We start from the raw sequence: 22,070 nt of genomic DNA, 5'->3' as shown, positions 1-22,070 counted from the left end.
AACCCGCCTTACCGGATCCGCACGGTTTAATCTCCCGGTCAGCAAAACACTAATGCAGATGAAAACTGAGCCTTGTTCCGGCACCGGCGTGGTGGCCGATGACGGCAAAAACCTCACCCCCGGGATGCGGCAGTACCGGGAGATCAAGGCGCAGTATCCCGATGCCATCCTGTTTTTCCATATCGGGGACTTTTTCGAGACGCTCGAGGGCGATGCGGAGATCGTCTCACGGGAACTCGATCTCGTGCTCACCTCCCGGTCAAAGAACGGGGACCGGCGCATCCCGCTCGCTGGTGTCCCCCACCATGCCGGCGAAGGCTACATCGCGCGGCTGGTGGCAAAGGGCTACAAGGTCGCGATCTGCGAACAGACCGAAGACCCGAAGACGGCAAAAGGGCTCGTGAAACGTGAGGTAATCCGGGTGATCACCCCGGGCACCGTGATCGACCCGGCCATGCTCCCTTCTTCGGCCGCCGCCTACCTTATGGCAATCGCTCCCGGGACAAAAGGCGGCGACTGGGGCATGGCGCTCCTCGACATTTCGACCGGGGAATTTTCTGTCTCTGCCCTTCCGGCCGGGGGAATTGTCGAGAATATCCGGTCCGAGATTGCCCGGTACCGGCCGGCCGAATGCGTTGTCCCTTCAACGGCAGACGATGAGCTGCGGGCATGCATCCGTCAGAACAATGTCGTCGTGACACCGTACGCAGACGACCGGTTCCTTCCGGACCGGGCCTTTCGCACCCTTTGCGATCACTTCAGGGTGGCAACCCTGGCCGGCTACGGGTGCGACGCGATGCCGGCCGCTGTCGGGGCGGCAGGAGCAGCGCTTTCCTATGCGGAGGAGACCCAGAAGTCCGCCCTTCCGCAGGTAAGCAGGCTTTCTGTGCGCACGTCCGCACAGAGCATGATGCTCGATGCAGTCACGCTGCGCAATCTCGAAGTGCACGAGAGCATCCGGGGCGGCACAAGGGGCGCAACGCTCTTTTCGGTACTTGACCGGACAAAGACCCCGATGGGCAATCGCCTTTTGCGCCGGCAGCTGACCCGCCCGCTCACGGACATCGCGCAGATCGATGGAAGGCTCGATGCCGTGGAGTACTGTGCAAAAAATACCGCACTGCGCCTCTCGCTCCAGGACATGCTCTCACGCCATGCCGACATCGAACGGATCACGGCCCGGATCGCGTACGGGAATGCCGGGCCCCGCGATCTTGTGGCACTTGCCGACTCGCTTTCAACGATCCCGGCGATCAAAGAATGCCTCGCAGCGCCACCGGGAGCGGGACCCGATACTGCCGCTCTACCGGAACTTGTGGCTGCATCGCGGGATATGCTCTGCGATCTCCCTGATGTCATCGATCTCGTCAGGAAAGCGATCACTGATGACCCGCCCGCGATCGCAAAGAACGGCGGAGTGATCCGGCCCGGCTATTCTGCAGAACTTGACGGGATGACCGGTATCCTGCACTCAGGAAAGAACTGGATTGTAGAGCTCCAGCAGCAGGAGCGGGAAAAGACCGGTATAAAATCGTTGAAGATCGGGTACAACCGGGTCTTCGGTTATTATATCGACGTGAGTAAGACCAACGTCCTCCTTGTCCCGGCCCGGTACGAACGCCGGCAGACCACGGCCACCGGGGAGAGGTATACAATCCCCGAGCTCAGGGAAAAAGAGACCCTGATCACGAACGCTGACGAGCGGGTGCTCGCGCTCGAACGCACATTGTATGCCGGGCTCATCGATCAGATCCGTACAAGGATCCCTGTCCTCCAGCAGATTGCAACCGGGATCGCGACGCTTGATGTATCTGCTGCGCTCGCCGAGGTTGCGCAGGCCGGCGATTATGTCCGGCCGCAGCTGGACAACGGGGATGCCATATCCTTACGGGACGTGCGGCACCCGGTGGTCGAACGGAATCTAGCCGGTGGATTTGTGCCAAACGATGCCGACCTGTCGGGGTCAAAGACCCAGATTATGATCATTACCGGTGCGAACATGGCAGGAAAGTCCACGTACATGCGCTCGGTCGCGCTCTGCTGCATCATGGCGCAGGCCGGGAGTTTTGTTCCCGCCCGCTCCGCCCGTATCGGGATCATCGACCGGATCTTCACCCGGGTCGGCGCGTTCGATGACCTCGCAAGCGGCCAGAGTACCTTCTTTGTCGAGATGCTCGAACTGGCAAACATCCTCAACAACATGACCCCAAAGAGTCTTGTTATCCTCGACGAAATCGGTCGGGGGACAAGCACGGTGGACGGGTGCTCTATTGCAAGAGCGGTACTCGAATACCTGCATGGCAGGTTGTCTGCCGGCCCAAAGACGCTTTTTGCCACCCACTTCCATGAGCTCATCGATATGGAAGAGGAGTTAAAGCGGGTGAAAAATTACCATTTCGCGGTGCAGGAGACAAAGCAGGAGGTCGTCTTCCTGCGGAAGCTCATCCCCGGTGCGACTGACAAGAGCTACGGTATCCACGTCGCCCGGCTTGCCGGAATCCCGAAAAAAGTGACCGACCGTGCCGATGTGATCCTCAATGAGTCCCTCAACCGTGCCGTCGCCCCGGGCGCAAAGGCCCGGCGCTACACCCAGATCCTGCTCGCAGATGACAGCGCACCGGCGCATGCAGGGCCGGAAAAGCCGGGCCCGGTAGTCGAAGAACTATCCCGGATAAATCCTGACACGATGACGCCAATGCAGGCACTGGCAAAACTTGCCGAACTCAAAGGTCTCGCAAAAAAATCCGGCGGGACTGACCCGGAAGAGGCTGAACGATGACGCAGAATGAGACAGGAACCCGGAAGATACGGGTCCTCGACCCGGCAACGGTCAACCAGATTGCGGCGGGAGAAGTCGTGGAGCGCCCGGCATCGATCGTCAAGGAGCTTGTGGAGAACGCGATCGATGCCGGGGCACGCACGGTGAGGATCGATATGACGTCCGTCCAGGGTGGGATCTCGGCCATCCGGGTAACCGATGACGGGTGCGGGATGCTGCCGGCCGATGCGGAGCTGGCATTTGCCCCGCACGCGACGAGCAAGATCACCGTAATCGACGACCTTTTTAAGATCCATACGCTGGGCTTCCGGGGCGAGGCACTTGCAAGCATCGCCGCTGTCGCAAAAGTAACGCTTGTAACAAAACCCCGGGGCAGCGCCACTGCCGCCGGGACCCGGCTTGTTGTGATCGGCGGTGCCAAAAAAGAGAAAGGAGAGACCGGGACCCCTGAAGGGACAAGTGTCCTCGTGGAGGAACTTTTCTTCAATACGCCGGCCAGGAAAAAATTCCAGAAGAACCTCAATACGGAACTCGCCCGCATTCACGGGATCCTCGAAGGACTCTGCCTTGCTTACCCGCAGGTATCGTTTCGCTTTTACCATAACAACCGCGAGCAGCTCGCAACCGACCGGACCACACGGCCACTCGATACGATTGCCCGGATCTTCGGCAACGATTGCGCACGCGAACTGATCCCGGTCTCTTCCGACCTGCCGTTCATGCACATCGCGGGCTTTGTCTCCCGTCCGGCCCTCTCACGCAAAGATCGCGACCGGATCCTCGTTGCCATCAACGATCGTTATATCTCGTCACCATCCGTTACCGGTGCAATCAGGGAAGGCTATGGTACGCTTCTCCCCCGTGACCGGTTCCCGGTCGCATTTCTCTCTCTTGCCATCGATACCCGGCTCGTAGACGTGAATGTCCACCCGACAAAAAGGGAAGTCCGGCTCTCGAAGGAGAAAGAGATCACGGAGGCAGTGCGCGAAGCGGTGCATTCGGCGCTCAGGAAAAGCGACCTGATTCCCGAAGTCGCTGTACCCCGCCCGCAGAACCGGGAACTTGAAGGAGCAGGGATCGCATCCGCCAGGACTCCCCCGGGCGTTGCAGAACCGGCGGTGCCGTACGGTGCCGGGACCCGGGGACTGCCGGCGGCTGCCACACCTGCCCCGGGCACAGATGTCTCCCCCGCCCTCACCGAGCCGACCCATACCGGTACTGTCTCGACCGATCACCGGCTCCGGCAGACCGAACTTGCAAGCGGGGTTCCCCCGGTAACTGTGGCCGTGCCCGCGATGGAGGTCATAGGCCAGGTCGGCGGGATTTACATCCTTGCCGCCGCTGCGGACGGCGAACTCATCATTATTGACCAGCACGCCGCCCACGAACGGATCTTCTATGAGCAGGTGAGCCGGAGCATGGCGGCACGGCACTCGCAGGAGCTGCTCGTCCCCGCGATCATCCACCGGCCGCCAAAGGACGCGGCGATCCTCCGCGAGCTCGCTCCCGTGCTCGCGCAGGAAGGAGTTGTTATCGAGGAGTTCGGGAGCGGTTCGTTCCTGGTCCGGGCCGTCCCGGCCGTGATGGGAAAGATTGAGGGGCCGGAGCAGATCGACGACCTTGTGAGCGATCTCTTAAACAGCGACCTGGACCGGCCCGTAAGCGACCGCGAACGGATCGCCCGTATTATCGCATGCCGGAGTGCAATAAAGGCCGGCACGGTCTGCACGCACGAGCAGTGCCAGCGGATCGTCAACCAGCTCCGGGCAACAAAGACACCTTTCACCTGCCCCCACGGCCGGCCGACCATGATCCGGTTCTCCCGGGCAAAACTGGACGAAATGTTCAAACGGACGTGAAGCCGGCATTGCACCTGTGCTTTTGGTCTGTGCCGTTTGGTTTTCTCATAGTATCGGGTCCGAATTTCGGCCCGCTTTCTGCAGCAATATCAATTTTTATCACCATTACCGTACGACACGGTACGAATATACCGTCACCCCGCACTCATGAAACCATCCACGCAGGCGCATCTCGATCTCCCCGGGCTGTCAGCCCCCTGGTATCCACCGACCGATGAGGCCATCACAGCATTCCGGGCCCAGGTGCTCGCCTTCTACGAACGCAACGGCCGTCATGACATGCTCTGGCGTCACACGGACGACCCGTACCGGATCATGGTCTCCGAGATCATGCTCCAGCAGACACAGGTGGAACGGGTCGCCGTAAAATACCCGGCATTTATCGCTGCCTTTCCGGACGTTGCCGCACTCGCCCGGGCCCCGCAGTGCGAAGTGCTCGCGGCATGGCAGGGTATGGGCTACAACCGCCGTGCCATCGCGCTGAAAAAATGTGCCGAAAAAATTATGGATGAGTACGGCGGGACAGTGCCCCGCGACCCGCTGGTGCTTGCGACATTCCCCGGCATCGGTCCGGCGACTGCATCATCCATCTGTGCGTTCGCATTTAATCGGCCGGTCGTTTTTATCGAGACCAATATCCGGCGGGTGTTCATCCATTTCTTTTTCCCGGATAAGGACACGGTGTCCGATAAGGAAATCCTGTCGCTTGTGGAACGGGCACTCGACAAAGAAAACCCCCGGGTCTGGTACTGGGCGCTCATGGACCTCGGGACAAACCTCAAGAAAACGGTTTCCAACCCGAACCGGAAGAGCACCTCGTACACGAAACAGGCGCCGTTTGCAGGATCTGACCGGAGGATACGGGGTATGATCCTGAAATTTTTGATCGGGAAATCTCCCGTTCCAGCAAGAGCAGTCGTCAACCATGTGCAGGAGGAGACGGCCCGGGTGCGCAGGATCCTTGCGGCGCTGGAGAGCGAAGGTTTTATCCGGAAGAGCCGGGACGGGTACCGGCTCGCGGAATAAAGCACCGGTGCAGCAAGGTCTTTTTTTTTTACTGCGAACAGGAAAAGTTCCCGGCTCCTGCAACCATGGAAAACCGGAAAACCAGGTGGAGTCCGGCCCGGATTTCCAAAACAGGTATTCTTTTCATTTTCCCGTCCCCGGGCTGAGCCGTGAAAAGATCCGCCTCTGGTAGTGTCGTTCTAATGTTTTTCCTTCGACGGTAAAATATCTTAATAATCCCCGTTTACTGCCGGTTTTCGTGCGAATTCCTCATCAAAACATCCTGAAGACCGATCCGGTCGCCCACGGAACATACCGACGGGTTTCACGTATCTGGTCCCTTGGAGTGATCGGGTCCGGGCCCTCACCACCACAAGATATCAGGAATACCCCCCTCCCCCCACCAAATCCGGCCCCAAATTTTCCTCCGATTCCCGATTTTCCGGCCCGTTTTCCGGTCTCACAGGAAATAATGTCCACCGTCACGGAAAAGTGACAAAAAATCAGGTGTTTTCTCAAAATACCGATTTTAAAACGAATAAAAATTGCACTATAGCGGCCTTGCAGCAGCCCTTAAAAAAGGGGTGGAGATGAGGTGGATCCCGGGACGATCTGCCACAGGAAGGGCCATGGCGCCTGTTTTTTGAAAACGCCGGGAAAACGGGCCATAACAGTTCGTTTTAGTAATTAAACCGATTATATCCGTTTCCACAAGGTACCGTCATACGATACATAATTGAGTCCGGTCAAGATCTGCCGGACCATAACCGACATCACCGGGGGGAGACGAAGCGGACACTTCCGGAAGGTTCAGGATCCGGTTCATCCTTCGCATGCAGGCATTGCCCGGCTCATGATCTGGCAGATCGCAATCGACATGATTCTTCCGGAAGTTTTTGTAAGAACAACACCTCCCAAAAAACCGGTGCTGGATGTCCGGGCAGCGGTACAGCCTGCACCCGTGATCATATTGATATTATCCTTTTTCCCAAACATCCTGTCAGGAAGATCATGCAGGACTTAAAAGATATTCCCGATGCGGTGAGGTGGAGGTTTGCTGCAGAATGCGCTGCGAAGCTTCCCGCGCTGTACGATATCGCATTCCGCGAGGCGCTCGGGAAAAAGTACGATGCGCTGGAACAGGAGATCTGGATGGAGCTTGCCCGTATGGTCCGGGATATCGTCCATGACTGTTCGCTTCCGTTCCGGAATGCGCAGGAGATTGCCCGGAGCTTACAGGTCGCGATCACCGTCCTCTTCGGGCCGGAGTATGGCGGCGAAACCATCGAGCTCGCTGAGGACGGTGCAGTTGTACTGGTCAAGCGCTGCCCGTTCCTGATCCATGGCCATACGCTCGCGACCGATCACGAGCACGCGTTCTCCCGGTGCATGGCGCTCACGCTCACCGCTGTCCCGGTTCTCAACAATAAATATACTGCCCGGTTCGTGCGCACCATGTGCACCGGAGATCGACAGTGCGAAATCAGGATTGAAAAAAAACCCGCGCCACAAGCGGAGGCAGTGGCAAAGAAATAACGGGCCGGGAATTTTTAAACGGTCCCGTTTGCCCTGCAGATCGTGAAAACGTATATCCGGTACTGCCCGGTGAATTCCCGATCTTCAGGACTGACGCTGCATGGAATACTGCTGCCGACTATAAATTCCGGAACTTTCCGGCGGGAACACGGATCTCAAACCTGGCCCCCTGCAGGTAGATACCGTTTTCCCGTATCGTGAGTCCGGTAATCGAGAGGATTTCCTTGATCAGAAACATCCCAAGACCGGTATGCTTCCCAAAACCCTTAAGGAAAATCTTCTCCTTCTCTTCCGGTACAACTCCGGTTCCATTGTCCTCATATATAAGGAGCAGATCCGGATCTTCTTTTTTGATCGATAACCGTATCTCTGATACCCGCTCCCCGTGCCGGAGGGAATTATCTATAAGGTTGCAGAATACCTGTCCGAACATGGGATCGCAAAAGATCTCAACATGGCCGGTCTCACCGGAAAAAGAAATATTCCGGCCCGCAAACGATCCCGCGGCTTTGGTATATGCTGCTCCGGCATCCTGCCATTCTGGTTTCTTAAGACCGAGATCCGGATAGTCCCGGGTGAACTCCAGTTGTTCCCGGATGAGCCCGAGGATCTTTTTCATTGTACTGATGTAAGATGAGGCACCGGGATCGCGGTTATCCTGGTCCAACAGTTCGAGTTGAAAAAGGAGGGCGGTCATCTGGTTGAGAATATCATGGCGGGTGATAGTCGAAAGCAGGACCAGTTTGTTGTTTGCCGCGGCGACAGCCTCCTCAGCCTGCCTCTGCCTGGTGATATCGTGGAAACTCCATACCCTTCCGACAATATGATTGCCGATCCGCTGCGGCTGGACGTACAGTTCATAGATCCTGCCGTTCGCAAACGCCAGGTCTGTGGTGACGATCTGCCCGGCAGAATCCGATAAGGGTGCAATCAGCCTGATGAATTCATCCGGATTTGAAAGGAGGGCGACAAGGTGATCGGTGATTACCCCGAAGGTACCCTGCGGCCCTTCTTCGAGGTGCGGGGGAAGGTTGAGGATCTGCCCTGCCTTCTGGTTATACATCCGGATGATGCCGTCCCGGTCCATGACAACAATACCATCTGCCGTGGACTCTATCGTTGCCCTCTGGAGGGAGTTTGCCTGCCGGAGTTCGGCGGTCCGCTCCCTTACCAGGCCCTCAAGATGATCCTTATATTCATGGAGTTCCTTTTCTGCCTGCTTTTTACGATCGATAAACCCGGTGATGGATCCAAGCAGGATAGTACCTCCGATACTGAAGACGATAAAGGGAATTATGGAAACTACCGAAGAAAAATAGGACAGGGGAGCGGGTGAGGTCTGGAAAGCGACGGAGAGAACAAATGAATAACTCTCGATAAGCGCAACACCTATCCCGAGAAGGAAAATCTGGATAAGGTACGATTGGGGGAAGCGCTTCCATGATCGGCCATAATAAAAAAGTGCACCCAGCAGGATCCCGCTCGTGACGACGATCAGGATATCCGTTGACACGAGCGATCCCGTCGATACAGTTGCACTCCCCAGGAGAAAGATTATGGCAGCAACCGCTGCAGATACAGGACCTCCTATAAAGCCGGCAAGGGGGACAAGGATTACATTAAATCCAAGGATCGGATCGCCCGTTGCCTGCCAGAGTGCAGGGATGCTGATGGCTGCCGCTAAGCCAAAGATGCCGCCGACAGAGAGCGAAAAGGCAAGTTTTGATTGTGAACGAAACCTGTCCGGGATGAAATTGTAGAGAAGGACCAGTGTCGCGATGATCGTAAAATTCTGAAGCGAAACCCGTACCAAATCAATAGTTGCAAATGACACATCGATCATCGGTGGTTTCCTGCTCCCAAAACCGGGTTCGTTTCCGCCACTCCCCGCCATCCCTGTTCCTGTATGCTTAAGAAATAAAACCTGCGGGATAGTTCCGGTTACTATCCAATATACCTGTGCATGTAATGAATATGCGCACTCTTTTTGAAAAACAGCTGTACCGCTATGTGACAAAACCGGAAAACCAGGATTCGGGCGGTCATGGCGTAAACCCCGACCCGGGCTGCGACGCAGGGCATGCAATGGCATGTGCCCTGCATGCTCGCATCCCCGTTACCATGAACGATGACTGTCTCGTCATCCGGTACAGGGCACAGGAGCCGGAAAAAATTCCGGCAGATCGTTCTCCGGATTGCATCGGGCGGACGATGCGATCGTTGCAGTGAAAAGAGGTGCCCCTGCCTGCACCTGCAGGTATGCAGTAAAACCATTGCGTTGGGGGGGAGAGGCGGCGGGAACAATAGCGATCCCTGTATTGCACGGTTCTGGTGAACACTGCGGGCGACCGGGCAGAGATGAGGGAGGATTACGCGGCTGAACGGCACGGGGTTGCGGTACCTGAACGTTCCACGGGCGATCACATCCGGCATTAAAGATGAGGACCCGTTCAGGCCCGTTTCCACCGTTCCAGGTTCCCATTTTCCTTCCGAACGCTCTGCAACCGATAAGGACAGCATACGTGATCACAAAGAGCGGTCCGGGATTTTTTACCGGATTCCCCTGCATTCACGGTTTTATTGTCCGTGTGCAGGTTCATTAAGAAATCTTTTTGTGCCATCGTACTCTTCAATAGATTGCGTATATGCGTTTCAGGCTGATGGAATGATCTCTGTTCTCTATGTCGACGATGAGCCGGATCTCCTTGACATAGGCCGGATCTTCCTTGAGGAATCCGGTGAGTTCAGGGTCGGGACATCGACATCAGCACTGGAAGCACTGGACACCTCTTCGGTCCTGTTGTACGATGCCATCATCTCCGATTACCAGATGCCTGGCATGGATGGGATCGCTTTTTTAAAAGCGGTCCGGGAACGCTTCGGGAATATCCCGTTTATCCTCTTTACCGGCCGGGGTCGTGAAGAGGTCGTGATCGATGCGATCAACAATGGTGCGGATTTCTACGTCCAGAAAGGTGGTGACCCGCAGGCCCAGTTTGCCGATCTGGCGCACATGATCCGGCAGGCTGTCAAGATGCGGCAGGTACAGGCGTACATTGCAGAGCAGGAGCAGCGTTATCATGACGTCCAGAATGCAAATGACCTGATCCAGAGCGTTGATCCTGCCGGGCATTTCCTGTTCGTCAACAAAAAGTGGCAGGATACGCTTGGTTACGGTGAGCATGACCTTGAGAACCTCACGATCTTCGATATTATTGACGATGAGAGCAAGGAGTACTGCAAAAACGTATTTCCCCGGGTCATCGCCGGTGAAAATGTAGGGATCATCGATGTGGTTTTCAAAGCCAGGAACGGGAAAAAAGTGTTTGTCGAGGGTATGACGAACTGTAAAATAACCGACGGGAAGCCGCAGTATACCCGGGGGATCTTCAAGGATGTAACCGATCGCAAAATTGCAGAGTCTGCCCTCCGGGAGAGCGAAGAGAAATTCCGGACGCTCGTGGAATACACGCTGGACGGGATTCTTATCCTTGACCCCATGGGAAAAATCCTTTTTGCAAACCAGGCCGCAGGACGGCTTATCGGCGCAGAGAATTATCATGAGATGTTCGGTATAAGAAACGTGCTGGAGTTTATTGCCCCGGAATCGCAGGGAGATGCGGTCCGGGATTTCACCCAGGTGGCAAAGGGGATCGACGGGTACCTTTCCCGGTACAAGGTCATCACGACAACGGACCAGGAACGGTGGGCGGAGAGTATCGGGAAGAGTATCCGTTTTGGCGACGCTCCGGCAATCCTTGTCTCGCTCCGGGATATCACCGACCGGCAGAGAGCAGAAGAGGAACTGATAAAGAAAAACGAAGATCTCCACGCCGCCTACGAAGAGCTTACTACTACGGAGGAAGAACTCCGGGAGAATTATGACGAGCTCAGCAACCATGAACGGGCGCTCCGTGCCAGTGAGGAGAAGTTCCGGGCTCTTGTCGAGCACTCGCTTGACGGCATCCTGATCACGGACTTTACCGGAAACATCCTCTTTGCAAACCGTTCAGCGGGCCTTGTTGTCGATATAGAGGATTACCTGGCGGTGATCGGGAAGAGGAATGTCATGGAGTTTGTGGCCCCCGAATCGCAGGCAGAAGTACTTCGTGATTTCAGTAAAGTCGCGCAGGGCACCGATGCATACCTCGTCAAATATAAACTCATCACCGAAAAAAAACGGGAGATCTGGGTCGAGTGCATCGGGAAGAAGATCACGTTCGGGGATTCCGCGGCAATGCTGGTATCCCTGCGGGACGTCACGGAACGCACACGGGCAGAAGCGGCATTGCGGGAATCGGAGAATAAATTTGCCACCGTCTTCCGGAGCAGCCCGGTTGCGCTCACGCTCGTATCCGCAACCGACGGGACATTTGTCGATATCAACGACTCCTTTATCAGGAGTACTGGCTATTCGCACGAGGAGGTAGTTGGTAAAACGTCGGAAATCCTGGGGATTTTTGCCGACAAAAATGAATATGAGCGACTGATCTCCCTGCTCCGGGATCACCGGACCATTAACGGGATGGAGGTAAAGTGCAGGATAAAAACCGGGGAAATACGGACCTGCCTCTTTTCATCCAGCCTTATTGTGATGGACGGGAAAATCTATATTCTCTCGAGTGTTGAGGATGCCACCGAACGCAAGAGATCTGAACATGCCCTCCGTCTGGCGAACCGCCAGCTCAACCTGCTTACCGGTATCACCCGGCACGACATCCTCAACAAGATATCCATCATTCTCGGGTTCATCAAAGTTGCAGAGAAAAAATCCAGTGATCCCGCGGTGGGCGAATACCTGATGAAAATAAAATCCACCACCACCGCGATCCGATCACAGATCGAATTCACCCGGGTTTACCAGGATCTCGGCACCAACCAGCCGCAGTGGACAGGACTGGACACCGTCATGCCCCGCACCCATGTCCCGGCAACGATCGCCCTGAATGCAGATGTGCAGGGCATTGAGGTATTTGCCGATCCAATGCTGGAAAAGGTCTTCTTCAACCTCCTTGACAACTCTGTCCGGCATGGACAGCGGGTCACGGACATCCGGGTGACGTCCCACCATTCGGGCGAGGATCTGGTTGTTGTGTGGGAAGACAACGGGATTGGCATCGCTGCTGAGGAAAAGGAACGGATCTTCGAGCGGGGATTCGGGAAAAATACCGGCCTTGGGATGTTCCTTGTACGGGAGATACTTTCCCTGACGGGTATTACAATTGTGGAGACCGGGGAGCCGGGCAGGGGCACGCGGTTTGAGATCAGGGTGCCGGCGGGGGTATACCGGATTACCGGAACCTAGCTCCATCGGAAGTCATGTTTTTTGTTTTTATCACTTTTAAGGAAAACAAGTGTCCCTTTTATCTTATCACGTACCCGATCACGACGCAGGCGATCCCCGGGTAAAAGAGGACGGGGAAATACTGGCGGATATCGGCAGGGAGGAACTCCAGACCGTTGAGTTCGGGTATCACGAGCATGATCAGGCCTGCAATGAAGAACAGGTAGCTGAACTGGGTTTTGGTTGCCTTGTCCATGCACTTCTCACGGGTAAAGGTAGCCGGTCGGAAAAGAAAAATCTTTGTCGTGTCACCGCTTGACGCGGGTCCCGAACTGCCCGATCACGAGTGAATAGAGATCCGCGTCCGGCAGGGGCGGGGCGAGCAGGTCGCCGGTAATGATCCGCTCATCGGGATACCCGAGGTTCTCGCAGACCGCGATCCTGAACGGGACCAGAAGCCCTGTCGCGCCGAGCCGCCGGTAGAGTTCTGTCACCTCGAATTTTGGATCCGCGATGAGAAAAACAATCTTTTCACGCCTCAGTTCATCGATCGTCTCCTGCATGGCCTTCTCATGCCCGCGCCCGTGGGCAACGATGATGGCAACGCGGGAGAGGGAGATGTGAAGCCTGGCTGCGGCGACCTGGAGGGACGAGATACCGGGCACCACTTCGCCAGGCAGGTACCCGAGGCCGGCGAGCATCGGGTCGCCGGTCGAAAGGACGACCGCATTCTCCGGCAGCTGCGAGAGGTTCCTGTAATCGCTGATGGATCGCACGGTGCAGTTCTTCGGGATTATTTTTTTTACCATCTCGATCGCACGGCCGGACCCATAGATGAACCGCGCCGACCGGATCACCTGTGCCGCCTGCTCGGTGAGCATGCCCGGCCCGCAGCCGACACCGACGATCTTCATGGACTCTCCGCAATGATCTTCCCGTCACGGTTCACAAGGACCACCCTTACCCGGGGATATTTTTTCCCAAACGCTGCAAGCACCGGTTCCGCGACCGGTAAAAATGCCGGTGATGCGGCCAGTTCTTCGACAGTGGCAAAACCTGTCCCATCAAGAATATGCGGGTCGATATATTTTAAGATCAGGGCAGGGAGCCCGCAAAGGATCACGTCCCCCTGTGCAGCGGACAAGGCCTCCCCGATCCGGCCTCCCGCAAGCACGACCTCCCGGTCAGGAAAGAGCAGGCGCGAGTACCGAAGGCCGACCCGGCCGGTGGTGAGGACGACGTTTTTTGTGCCTGACAGCCGTGCCCTGACCGATTCTTCAAGATGGTCGTCCCAGGGCTCGACAAGTCCTGTCGAACCGAGCACGGAGATCCCGCCCATGACCCCGATCCGGGGGTTGAGGGTTTTTTTTGCCACACGGGCCCCCTCGGGGATCGAGAGCGTGACAGTGGCACCGGAAAGTCCGGTGACGTCGAGCGCTTCCTGCATCGCTGCAAGAATGCAGGCCAGTGGCGCTTCGCTGATCGCCGGTGCTCCCTTCCGGTACCGGGGCGTGTCACGGGAGAAATACCCGATACCCGGTCCAGGGACAAGAGTAAGCCCGTCCGGTGCGCCAACGGCTTCTGCTACGATTTCGATGCCTGCCGTCACATCCCCGGGATAGTCCCCGGCATATTTTTTACACGATGCATACCCGGCCTGCGCCGCAACGGGTACATCAGCAGAAAGGCCGCAGGGAAGCAGTACGGTGACCCGGGACACTTCACGGGAAAGCGAGAGGATCGCCGCCTTGCATGCGGCCGCGGCCGTAGTCCCGGTGGTGTACCCGCGCCGGAGGACCGTCCCCGATGCGGTCAGGACGGCAAAACCCTGTCCGACAAGGTCGAGTGCCCGGGGATCGGCGACCTTCTCCTGCCAGCTTTTGGGGTACAGGAAACCGGTGACCGGGTCCCTCATGACGCCGATTCCTCGATCAGGATCGTGATGCATTCGTTGATGGCCGCGACGGCAACGGGAGTACCGCCCCGCGTCCCCTCAGTCGAAACTGACGGAATGTCAAGAGTACGGAGGAGGGCTTTTGATTCTGCCGCGTTGACAAACCCGACCGGTGTCCCGATCACGACAGCCGGACGGATGCCATCCTGTACCATATCGCAGACCGTAAGAAGTGCGGACGGGGCGTTGCCTATCACCACCACGGATCCGGCCAGCCGGTCGCGAAGTGCCAGGAAACCGGCAGAACTCCGCGTGATCCCCCGCTCTTGGGCAATCCCACTCCCGAAGTCAAGCGCACAGAAGATCTCCGATTTATGCCCTTTCTTCTGGATGCCCACCTGGACCATGCGGATATCGGTAATGATCGGGGCACCGCTTTTGAGGGCCCGGATCACGGCCGGGACGGGATCTGCGTGGAACCGCAGCAGCTCCGCCATCGCAAAATCGCCCACTGCGACCGAGCACCGCTGGCGCACCCGGTCTTCGGGAGTCTCGTTTCCCACCATCTTTCGTGCGAGCGTGCGGGAAGTCTTTGAGATCTCGTAGGCTTCCGGGGTGGAAGCCCCCGGGTCAATATAGGTATTTGTGCTGGTATCCGCGTGGCGTGATGATTCCTTTGACATCGTTTGCCATCCTCCATATCCTGCTCTCGTTTCCGCCGATGATAACGGTCGTGTGCATATCGATTGCGTCCATGACGCTTTCGATCTCCCCGAGCGTCGTTATCACCGGGTCGGCCTGTCCTTTGCGCAGGGCGTTCTTTATCACCGCGACCGGCACGGTGGCCGGGTAGTATTTCCGGGCATGTTCGACCGCGAGCGCGAAGTTATGCGGCCGGCCGTGGCTCCGGGGATTGTAGATCACGACCGGGATCCCGACCGAAAAGACAGCGTCGAGGCGTTTTTCTATCACTTCAAGGGGCGTGAGGAGGTCGGAGAGGCTTATCGCGGCAAAATCCCCGGAGAGGGGCGACCCCACGAGTGAAGCGCCGGCATTTGCCGCGGTCACGCCGGGGACTACCTCCACCGGGATCTCCGCACCCGAATGTTCGAGCACCTCAAGGACGATGCCGGCCATCCCGTACACCCCTGCATCCCCGCCGGAGACAATCGCAACCCTGCCGGACTGCGCAAGCTCGATCGCTTTTTTTGCCCGTTCGACCTCTTTACCCATCGAGCTCCGGATCACCTGTTTCCCGGCGAGCAAAGGCCGGAGCGGTTCGAGATAGCTGTCGTTTCCGATCACGTAGTCCGCACGGGAGATCGCTTCGATCGCACGGCCGGTCATGTACTCCATCCGTCCCGGCCCTGTCCCGACGATCCAGAGGCCGTTTGCCGTGGTCTCATCGGGCGATGGCAATGGTCACCTTCCCAAAAATCTTCTTTTTCATGACAAGATCCCGGTGTTTTGAAACCGCAAGCGCACACGGCTCGGCGACCCCGACAAGGCCGATCTTTTTTGCCTTCGACGGCGTGGCTGCGGTCTGTGCGTTAATAGTATCATCATCAAGGAATATTAAGTTGGCAGGGATTGCGGCAACCCCCTCGATAAGGCCGGTCTCGCTGCATTTTTTTGCCGTGGTCGCAAAGAGCATGACATCTTTTTGCACGATGCCCGCACCGGCCAGTGCCGTGCGGATGGCCGATGTCACTTCTTCTGTCGTAACTCCTTTGCGACAGCCGATGCCGATCGCATATTCGCCGCGGTGGACGAGGATCGACACGTCAGGGCCGGCAATGACGACCGCCGGGCCGGGCACGGAATACAGTCTTGTCGTGCCGTCGAGGATCCCGGCATTGACCGCACGGGTCGAATCGCGGTTGACAATTGCGCAGCCGGTCCGGCCGGCAATTGCCTCTGCCGAATCAAGGCCGGTCGCTTCCGTTGCTGTGGAGATGACCGGTACAAGGCCGAGGGAGGAAAGTTCCTTTGCAAGTTCGTTTGCCCCGTGGTGGCCCCCAAGCAGCGGGACCGCAAAAGCGAAATCCGGGGTTACGACAACGACGGCAGGGTCTGTCCACTTGTCCCGGATGTACGGGGCGATGCCGCGTACCACGATTCCCATGGACATCAGCGCGACGATCCGCCGGGCGGATGGGAAGAGTTCAGCAAAGATCCCGGCCCTGTACTCGCGGACATCCGCATCGAGAAATGCCGCGATCCGCTGTGCATCCGGCAGGAACTGGGGCAGGGCGAGCACGACGGTGTCTTTCATGAGTAGAGGTATGATTTGACGTGTCCTTTTTTCACGTCGCCCACGACGCCACCGATGACCAGAAGGGCCGTGTGTTCGATCCCGGCGGCCTGTGCCTTTGCCGCGATATCGGCAACCGTGCCCCTGACCACGATCTGGTCGGGCCAGGAGGCATGGTAGACCACGGCGGCAGGAGTGTCCGGGGGACAGGCTAGTTTCTTTGTTATCCCTGCAAGTTTTTCTGTCCCCAGAAAAACGACCATGGTCGAATTCAGGCGCGAGAAATCCCCGATCTGGTCCTCCTTAAGCGTCTTTCCCGCAGGCCGGGTGACGATCAACGATTCAGATACGCCCCGCAGGGTGAGCTGGGTCTTGAGCGCTGCCGCTGCTGCAAAGAGTGAGGAGACGCCGGGAACTATCTCTGTTTCAATTCCCTGCGATTCGAGTTTTTCGATCTGCTCGACAATCGCACCGTAAAGCGAGGGATCGCCTGAATGGAGCCGGACCACGTTTTCATGGGCCTGCGCATGCTGCACCATCGTATCGACCATCTCGTCAAGGTGCATGCCCCAGCTGTCGAGTTTTACTGCCGCACCGGATTCCTTAACAAGTGCCGGGTTGACGAGCGAACCGGCGTAGATCAGGACATCGGCGTCCCGTACGAGCCGGAGCCCTTTGACCGTTATCAGTTCGGGGTCGCCGGGGCCGGCGCCTACGAACCAGACTTTTGGTCCCGTGCTTTGTACAGGTTTTTTTACCATGTCAGCGCCTCGCGTACAGCACGCTCATGTAATCGCTTTTTACCGGGATCTCGTCATCGCGGTAAATTTTCATGTCCGGAAAAAACATCCGCTCGACAAGGACAAACTCCCGGTACCCGTCACGCCTGAGGTCTTCTGCGATCTTTTTCGGGTGGCGGGCCTTGAGCCGGATGAGGGCGGAGGGCGGTGCGCCATCGGAGACGACAAAACCCCCGGCGAGCGGGATACCGGCTGCGGAGGCAAATGCGGTGATCGAGCTGATCCCGGGTTCGGTCCGGCATTCGATACCGGGATAGCGTTCCGCGAGGATCCCGCAGAGCCGGGAGAACGTGGAGAAAAAGTTCGGGTCGCCAAGGATGCCGAAGACTGCAAGGCCGTTTTGTGCCACCGGCGCGATCTTTTCCGCATTCGTTTCGAGGCATGACCGGATCTTCTCCTCGTCACCGGTCATCGGGAAATCGAGCATGACCGAATCGCGGTAGGGCGCGACGAGATCGGCGGCGATCCGGCCCGGGACAAAAACCGTATCCGCTTCCCTGAGGAGACGGACGGCACGGAGCGTGAGCAGGTCAGGGTTTCCCGGCCCGAGGCCCAGGCCTACGAGCATGCTGCACCCGATCCCACGATAATATACACCGGATCGACCGGCCTGAACATCAGGCTTTTTCCGAGTTCGTGAGAGCGGGCGACCTGTACGTGAACGGCCTCGCGGAAGATCCCGAGCCCCTGCATCGTCGTTGTCACGGTCGCGAGCGTGCTCACGAGGACGGCATTGACAACGATGACCCGCCGTACTTTTTGGGAAAGGACGGGGAGGATCGTTTCGATCTGCTGCGACCCGCCGACAAATGCACAGTCGGCGAGCGGGGCGGTCGTGAGAAAATCGATCGCTTCCCCTGAGTAAAATTCGATATTGGTCCGGCCGGCCTGTTCTGCCGCATCCTTCGCGTACGCGATCGCTTCCGGGCGCCGGTCGACCGCATATACTTTTTTTGCAAGCCCGGCTGCAGCGATCGAAACCTTGCCGGTCCCGCACCCGAGATCGAACACCGTATCCCGGGGCCCGAGCCCCATCTTGAACAATGAGATCGCCATCACTTCGTCCTGTGTCGGCCCGCCGGCAGGCATTATGTCGCCCATCTCCTGAAAATTTTGTTGCGTTAATGTATTAATGCTTGTTCTTAAGGCGGGGATACTGGGGATCGATGCAGTACATTCTCCCGGGGGGAGATGGAGCTGTAATGATTCCCGTAGAACGTAGTAAACATATTTTTTTTAACTTCTGGTAAAATTGAGATTAAATAATTAATTATATTACCTGTTTTCGCGCATATGTGAACTATGAACTATGTACGTTATGGAAGTGTTTTTGCCATCCTGATCGTATCCCTGCTCTTTGCCGCAGGGTGTACATCAACAGGTTCCGGCCAGTCGGCCGCGGCCACGTCATCAGCTGGATCACCGGAAAGTATCCTTGTGTACGCCGGCGCCGGGCTCCAGCCACCCCTCGAAGAAATCGGCCCACTCTTTACGGAAAAAACCGGTATTGCCGTCCAGTACAATTACGGCGGTGCGGGAACCCTTGTCTCCCAGATGAACCTCACCAGGACTGGCGACGTCTTCATGCCGGGCTCCACGGTGGAATTCAGGACCGCAAAAAGCCAGGGCCTGGTCAATGACAGCAAACTTGTGGCGTACCATGTGCCGGTGATCGTTGTCCAGAAAGGAAACCCGAAGGATATAACGACGCTGGCGGACTTCGCGCGGCCCGGTCTCAAGATCGCCCTTGGCGATGCCAATGCCACGGCAATCGGAAAAGCCGGTGCGAAGATGTTTGCGGCGCTCAATATCAGTGCGGCCGTTGAAAAGAACGTGGTCTCACGCACCCCGACCATCAACGAGCTCACCGTCATCATGCAGACCGGCCAGGCCGATGCAGCCATTCTCACGCTCGACCAGTACGATGCAAAAACCATGGACATGATCCCCATCCCGCTCAACCAGAATGTCGTTTTGATTACCCCGATCGGTGCGACCACGTTCACGCAGAACGCCACCGCGGCAAACGAGTTTGTCAGCTTTGTTGCATCCGACGAGGGGAAGGCCATCTTTGCAGAGCACGGGTTCCCCACGTACCCGAACGCGACCTATGCGAACGTCACGCCGTAAATTATGAGGTAAAAAATTAATGCATGTTGAATACACCCCCATAGGGATCGTCCACTGCCCGCTCTGTACACCCGGCGAACCGCCGTTCCAGAGCAGGTTTTCCACCTTCGAGGGAACGGTCGAGCTGTATCCGGAATTTGCAGAAGGACTCCGGGACGTGGAGGGGTTCTCCCACCTCATCCTTATCTGCCATTTCAACCGGGCAGAGAAACGGGCTTTGCAGGAGCAGCCGTTAATCGATGGTAACGCACAGCACGGCATCTTTGCCACCCGGCACTTCAACCGGCCAAACCCCATCGGGATCGCATACGTTACGCTCAAAAAGATCGAGGGAAGGACGCTCCACGTCACCGGCCTCGATCTCCTGGACGGGACGCCCATCCTTGACATCAAGCCGTACATACCGGCGTTTGACTGCATACCGGACGCATGCCCCGGCTGGGTCTCACAGGAACATGTCGGGCGGCTCAGGGAGTGCAGTAAACCAACAAAAAATCCCGGGACACAGGTACGGCACGAGTAAGTGCCGGATAAACGGGGGCAAAGATGCGCAGGTTTTCTCTGGCCCTCACGTTTTTTATTTTTCTTGCCACCGGGACCGTTCTTCTCGGCCTTGTCCTGTATACGCCTCTGCCGGCGCTCGCGGCAAGCCTCGCAAGCCCGCAGATCCGGTTTGCAATCGGGCTGAGCCTGGTTACCAGCACGGTATCGACCGCGATCTGCGTGGCCCTCGCCATCCCTTCCGCGTATGCGCTTGCCCGCTACGATTTCCCGCTTAAAAAACTGGTTAACCTTGTTCTCACCCTCCCCCTGGCCCTGCCGCCGCTTGTTGCCGGTATCGCGCTGCTGCTCTTCTTTGGAACGACGGCCTGGGGAAAAGTGCTGGAAATCCTCGGGTTCGCAGTCGTATTCACGCCGATGGGAATTGTCGTTGCCGAAGTATTTGTCAATCTCCCGTACATGGTACGGATCCTCAAATCCGCTTTTTCTGCGGTCAACCCGCGGTACGAGAATGTGGCAAAAACGCTGGGGTGCACGGAGACCGGCGCATTCCTGCAGGTAACCCTCCCGCTTGCCCGGCCCGGCCTTGTTGCGGGAACGACCATTACGTGGGCAAAATCCATGGGGGAGTTCGGGGCGGTCCTGATGCTTGCCGGGGCCACCACGATGCGCACCGAGACACTGCCCATCGCGCTGTACCTCAACATCTCCACCGGCGATCTTGACCTTGCCGTTGCGGCATCGGTGATCCTGATCATAATCTCGCTGTGCGCACTCGCTGTTGTCGAACACTATGCCGATGATGCCCATGTATTCTAGGAGGAGCGCTCGTGGCATTGCATGTTGAATCGGTTTCAAAACGGCTCGGGTCATTCCTTCTCGACAATGTTTCCTTTGATGTAAGGACCGGCGAATATTTCATGATCCTCGGCCCGACCGGCGCGGGAAAGACCATCGTACTCGAGACAATCGCCGGCATCCACACGCCAGACGCCGGGACGATCAGCTGGGACGGTGAGGACATCACCTATACGGAACCCCGCACGAGAAACATCGCGGTCGTGTACCAGGACTACATGCTGTTCGCCCACCTGACGGTCGCGGACAATATCGGGTTTGGCCTCCGGCAGAGAAACGTGGACCGGACTGCTATCGGGGCCGCTGTCGAAGAGATGGCCGGACTGCTCGATATCTATCACCTGCTCGGGCGTTACCCGGGGACGCTGAGCGGCGGCGAGCAGCAGAGGGTGGCCCTTGCACGGGCGCTGATCCTAAAACCCCGCGTCCTGCTGCTGGACGAGCCGATGAACGCGCTCGATACTGCCATGCGCGAACGCATGCGAAAAGAACTCTCCCGGATCCACCGGCTTACCGGCACGACCGTGATCCAGATCACCCACCATTTCGAGGATGTATTTGCGCTTGCCGACCGGGTCGCCGTCATGAACAACGGGACGATCGTCCAGGTGGGCGAGCCTTCCGAGGTCTTCTGGCACCCGAAGGATACCTTTGTCGCCGGCTTTGTGGGCATCGGGAACCTGATCAAAGGGACTGCCCGCCGGGCCGGGAGCCTTGCAGAGATCACCGTGAAGGCAGAGGGCAGTGTCACGATCACCGCCTCTTCCCAGGCCGAGGGGGCCGTGGTCGCAACCCTCCACGCGGAGGATGTGATCGTTTCAAAAGCCCCGTTTGCTTCCAGCGCGAGGAACTGCCTCGCAGGTACCGTAACCGAACTGGTGCCCGCGGGGAGTACGATAAAAGTCGTTATTGATGCGGGATTTCCGCTCGTTGCATTACTCACCCGCGAAAGCTGCCACGAACTGGAGCTCGAACAAAACAGCCGGGTTTATGCGACCTTCAAGGCATCCGCAGTCCATGTAATTCCGGTGAACAGCAAATAGCCCGGATCGGCTGCCCGGGTGCCCGGACTTCCGTCATACATTTCTTAAAATACCGGTTTGCCGGGGGTACTTTCGTGAAGTATATATGAAATCCCAGTGACATAAAATGTAAGAAAGCCTGCCGGAG

General features: G+C 57.4%; 21 protein-coding genes. 10 read left to right on the top strand and 11 right to left on the bottom strand.

Going from position 1 to position 22,070, the window contains the following annotated elements; translation table 11 throughout:
- Positions 1-58 precede the first annotated feature (58 nt).
- From mutS to ACLQMU_RS01530, 3 genes are all read left to right on the top strand, one after another.
- Complete coding sequence (gene mutS / locus ACLQMU_RS01540) at positions 59-2,779, top strand: DNA mismatch repair protein MutS (protein ID WP_424039783.1); 2,721 nt, start codon at positions 59-61, stop codon at positions 2,777-2,779.
- A complete protein-coding gene (mutL, locus tag ACLQMU_RS01535; RefSeq protein ID WP_424039782.1) occupies positions 2,776-4,638 on the top strand; it encodes a DNA mismatch repair endonuclease MutL in 1,863 nt (620 codons plus the stop codon). Before mutS ends, mutL begins: the two co-directional genes overlap by 4 nt.
- Positions 4,639-4,785: 147 nt before the next feature.
- Positions 4,786-5,664: an A/G-specific adenine glycosylase gene (locus ACLQMU_RS01530; protein ID WP_424039780.1), complete on the top strand. Its 879-nt coding sequence runs from the start codon at positions 4,786-4,788 to the stop codon at positions 5,662-5,664.
- Positions 5,665-6,465: 801 nt separating this feature from the next.
- Here ACLQMU_RS01530 and ACLQMU_RS01525 read toward each other — a convergent pair.
- Entirely contained in the window at positions 6,466-6,639 is a 174-nt protein-coding gene (locus ACLQMU_RS01525) for a hypothetical protein (RefSeq protein ID WP_424039779.1), read from the bottom strand.
- Positions 6,640-6,654: 15 nt separating this feature from the next.
- On the opposite strand from ACLQMU_RS01525, the gene ACLQMU_RS01520 reads away from it, so the two are divergent.
- Positions 6,655-7,179, top strand: a complete 525-nt coding sequence (locus tag ACLQMU_RS01520; protein WP_422149310.1) for a hypothetical protein — start codon at positions 6,655-6,657, stop codon at positions 7,177-7,179.
- A gap of 118 nt (positions 7,180-7,297) precedes the next feature.
- Here ACLQMU_RS01520 and ACLQMU_RS01515 read toward each other — a convergent pair whose 3' ends face one another.
- Positions 7,298-9,022 (bottom strand): sensor histidine kinase, encoded by a 1,725-nt coding sequence (locus ACLQMU_RS01515; RefSeq protein ID WP_443673505.1) that lies wholly within the window; start codon positions 9,020-9,022, stop codon positions 7,298-7,300.
- Positions 9,023-9,147: 125 nt separating this feature from the next.
- On the opposite strand from ACLQMU_RS01515, the gene ACLQMU_RS01510 reads away from it, so the two are divergent.
- Complete coding sequence (locus ACLQMU_RS01510; RefSeq protein WP_424039776.1) at positions 9,148-9,408, top strand: hypothetical protein; 261 nt, start codon at positions 9,148-9,150, stop codon at positions 9,406-9,408.
- A 436-nt stretch (positions 9,409-9,844) separates the two neighbouring features.
- The gene (locus tag ACLQMU_RS01505; RefSeq protein WP_424039774.1) at positions 9,845-12,484 is read left to right on the top strand and encodes a response regulator; all 2,640 of its coding nucleotides are present in this window, start codon (positions 9,845-9,847) and stop codon (positions 12,482-12,484) included.
- Positions 12,485-12,542: 58 nt separating this feature from the next.
- Here the strand turns inward: ACLQMU_RS01505 and ACLQMU_RS01500 are convergent, their stop codons facing one another.
- The 9 genes from ACLQMU_RS01500 to ACLQMU_RS01460 are packed head-to-tail and all read right to left on the bottom strand — an operon-like array spanning position 12,543 to position 18,512.
- Positions 12,543-12,719 (bottom strand): hypothetical protein, encoded by a 177-nt coding sequence (locus tag ACLQMU_RS01500; RefSeq protein WP_422149314.1) that lies wholly within the window; start codon positions 12,717-12,719, stop codon positions 12,543-12,545.
- Positions 12,720-12,771: 52 nt separating this feature from the next.
- On the bottom strand, positions 12,772-13,377 hold the full coding sequence (locus ACLQMU_RS01495) for a cobalt-precorrin-7 (C(5))-methyltransferase (RefSeq protein WP_422149315.1): 606 nt from the start codon (positions 13,375-13,377) through the stop codon (positions 12,772-12,774).
- Positions 13,374-14,378, bottom strand: coding sequence for a cobalt-precorrin-5B (C(1))-methyltransferase (locus tag ACLQMU_RS01490; protein WP_424039772.1), 1,005 nt, complete (start codon positions 14,376-14,378; stop codon positions 13,374-13,376). The genes ACLQMU_RS01495 and ACLQMU_RS01490 overlap by 4 nt, the downstream gene beginning before the upstream one ends.
- On the bottom strand, positions 14,375-15,040 hold the full coding sequence (locus tag ACLQMU_RS01485; protein WP_424039771.1) for a precorrin-8X methylmutase: 666 nt from the start codon (positions 15,038-15,040) through the stop codon (positions 14,375-14,377). The genes ACLQMU_RS01490 and ACLQMU_RS01485 overlap by 4 nt, the downstream gene beginning before the upstream one ends.
- Entirely contained in the window at positions 14,988-15,776 is a 789-nt protein-coding gene (gene cobJ / locus ACLQMU_RS01480) for a precorrin-3B C(17)-methyltransferase (RefSeq protein WP_424039769.1), read from the bottom strand. Before cobJ ends, ACLQMU_RS01485 begins: the two co-directional genes overlap by 53 nt.
- Positions 15,760-16,632: a cobalt-precorrin 5A hydrolase gene (cbiG, locus tag ACLQMU_RS01475; protein WP_424039768.1), complete on the bottom strand. Its 873-nt coding sequence runs from the start codon at positions 16,630-16,632 to the stop codon at positions 15,760-15,762. Before cbiG ends, cobJ begins: the two co-directional genes overlap by 17 nt.
- Positions 16,629-17,372, bottom strand: a complete 744-nt coding sequence (locus tag ACLQMU_RS01470; RefSeq protein WP_424039766.1) for a cobalt-precorrin-4/precorrin-4 C(11)-methyltransferase — start codon at positions 17,370-17,372, stop codon at positions 16,629-16,631. Before ACLQMU_RS01470 ends, cbiG begins: the two co-directional genes overlap by 4 nt.
- Before the next feature lies 1 nt (position 17,373).
- Positions 17,374-17,979, bottom strand: coding sequence for a cobalt-factor II C(20)-methyltransferase (locus tag ACLQMU_RS01465; protein ID WP_422150211.1), 606 nt, complete (start codon positions 17,977-17,979; stop codon positions 17,374-17,376).
- Positions 17,970-18,512 carry a bifunctional cobalt-precorrin-7 (C(5))-methyltransferase/cobalt-precorrin-6B (C(15))-methyltransferase gene (locus ACLQMU_RS01460; protein WP_424039764.1) on the bottom strand — a complete coding sequence of 181 codons (543 nt, stop codon included), beginning with the start codon at positions 18,510-18,512 and terminating at the stop codon, positions 17,970-17,972. Before ACLQMU_RS01460 ends, ACLQMU_RS01465 begins: the two co-directional genes overlap by 10 nt.
- A 201-nt stretch (positions 18,513-18,713) precedes the next feature.
- On the opposite strand from ACLQMU_RS01460, the gene modA reads away from it, so the two are divergent.
- From modA to ACLQMU_RS01440, 4 genes are read left to right on the top strand one after another with little or no spacing between them, the layout of a single operon-like run.
- Positions 18,714-19,541, top strand: a complete 828-nt coding sequence (gene modA, locus ACLQMU_RS01455) for a molybdate ABC transporter substrate-binding protein (RefSeq protein WP_424039762.1) — start codon at positions 18,714-18,716, stop codon at positions 19,539-19,541.
- Between the two features lie 19 nt (positions 19,542-19,560).
- Positions 19,561-20,064 carry a tRNA (N6-threonylcarbamoyladenosine(37)-N6)-methyltransferase TrmO gene (gene tsaA / locus ACLQMU_RS01450; RefSeq protein ID WP_422150107.1) on the top strand — a complete coding sequence of 168 codons (504 nt, stop codon included), beginning with the start codon at positions 19,561-19,563 and terminating at the stop codon, positions 20,062-20,064.
- Positions 20,065-20,087: 23 nt separating this feature from the next.
- Entirely contained in the window at positions 20,088-20,861 is a 774-nt protein-coding gene (locus ACLQMU_RS01445; protein WP_424039759.1) for an ABC transporter permease, read from the top strand.
- An 11-nt stretch (positions 20,862-20,872) separates the two neighbouring features.
- Positions 20,873-21,943, top strand: a complete 1,071-nt coding sequence (locus ACLQMU_RS01440) for an ABC transporter ATP-binding protein (RefSeq protein ID WP_443673504.1) — start codon at positions 20,873-20,875, stop codon at positions 21,941-21,943.
- Positions 21,944-22,070: the final 127 nt, after the last annotated feature.

The organism is Methanoregula sp. (assembly GCF_052325125.1).
Taxonomy (GTDB): Archaea; Halobacteriota; Methanomicrobia; order Methanomicrobiales; family Methanospirillaceae; genus Methanoregula.
Note: the sequence above shows the minus strand (reverse complement) of the source record. Positions and strands in the feature narration are given on the sequence as shown.

Excerpts from the sequence above, each read along its gene's own strand:
- ACLQMU_RS01460 (WP_424039764.1), bottom strand. The coding sequence starts at position 18,512 with ATGGGCGACATAATGCCTGCCGGCGGGCCGACACAGGACGAAGTGATG.
- mutL (WP_424039782.1), top strand. The coding sequence starts at position 2,776 with ATGACGCAGAATGAGACAGGAACCCGGAAGATACGGGTCCTCGACCCG.
- modA (WP_424039762.1), top strand. The coding sequence starts at position 18,714 with ATGAACTATGTACGTTATGGAAGTGTTTTTGCCATCCTGATCGTATCC.
- tsaA (WP_422150107.1), top strand. The coding sequence starts at position 19,561 with ATGCATGTTGAATACACCCCCATAGGGATCGTCCACTGCCCGCTCTGT.
- ACLQMU_RS01520 (WP_422149310.1), top strand. The coding sequence starts at position 6,655 with ATGCAGGACTTAAAAGATATTCCCGATGCGGTGAGGTGGAGGTTTGCT.
- ACLQMU_RS01495 (WP_422149315.1), bottom strand. The coding sequence starts at position 13,377 with ATGAAGATCGTCGGTGTCGGCTGCGGGCCGGGCATGCTCACCGAGCAG.
- ACLQMU_RS01530 (WP_424039780.1), top strand. The coding sequence starts at position 4,786 with ATGAAACCATCCACGCAGGCGCATCTCGATCTCCCCGGGCTGTCAGCC.
- mutS (WP_424039783.1), top strand. The coding sequence starts at position 59 with ATGAAAACTGAGCCTTGTTCCGGCACCGGCGTGGTGGCCGATGACGGC.
- ACLQMU_RS01500 (WP_422149314.1), bottom strand. The coding sequence starts at position 12,719 with ATGGACAAGGCAACCAAAACCCAGTTCAGCTACCTGTTCTTCATTGCA.
- ACLQMU_RS01485 (WP_424039771.1), bottom strand. The coding sequence starts at position 15,040 with ATGTCAAAGGAATCATCACGCCACGCGGATACCAGCACAAATACCTAT.
- ACLQMU_RS01445 (WP_424039759.1), top strand. The coding sequence starts at position 20,088 with ATGCGCAGGTTTTCTCTGGCCCTCACGTTTTTTATTTTTCTTGCCACC.
- ACLQMU_RS01470 (WP_424039766.1), bottom strand. The coding sequence starts at position 17,372 with ATGGTAAAAAAACCTGTACAAAGCACGGGACCAAAAGTCTGGTTCGTA.
- cbiG (WP_424039768.1), bottom strand. The coding sequence starts at position 16,632 with ATGAAAGACACCGTCGTGCTCGCCCTGCCCCAGTTCCTGCCGGATGCA.
- ACLQMU_RS01515 (WP_443673505.1), bottom strand. The coding sequence starts at position 9,022 with ATGATCGATGTGTCATTTGCAACTATTGATTTGGTACGGGTTTCGCTT.
- ACLQMU_RS01490 (WP_424039772.1), bottom strand. The coding sequence starts at position 14,378 with ATGAGGGACCCGGTCACCGGTTTCCTGTACCCCAAAAGCTGGCAGGAG.
- ACLQMU_RS01465 (WP_422150211.1), bottom strand. The coding sequence starts at position 17,979 with ATGCTCGTAGGCCTGGGCCTCGGGCCGGGAAACCCTGACCTGCTCACG.
- ACLQMU_RS01505 (WP_424039774.1), top strand. The coding sequence starts at position 9,845 with ATGATCTCTGTTCTCTATGTCGACGATGAGCCGGATCTCCTTGACATA.
- ACLQMU_RS01510 (WP_424039776.1), top strand. The coding sequence starts at position 9,148 with ATGAATATGCGCACTCTTTTTGAAAAACAGCTGTACCGCTATGTGACA.
- ACLQMU_RS01525 (WP_424039779.1), bottom strand. The coding sequence starts at position 6,639 with ATGTTTGGGAAAAAGGATAATATCAATATGATCACGGGTGCAGGCTGT.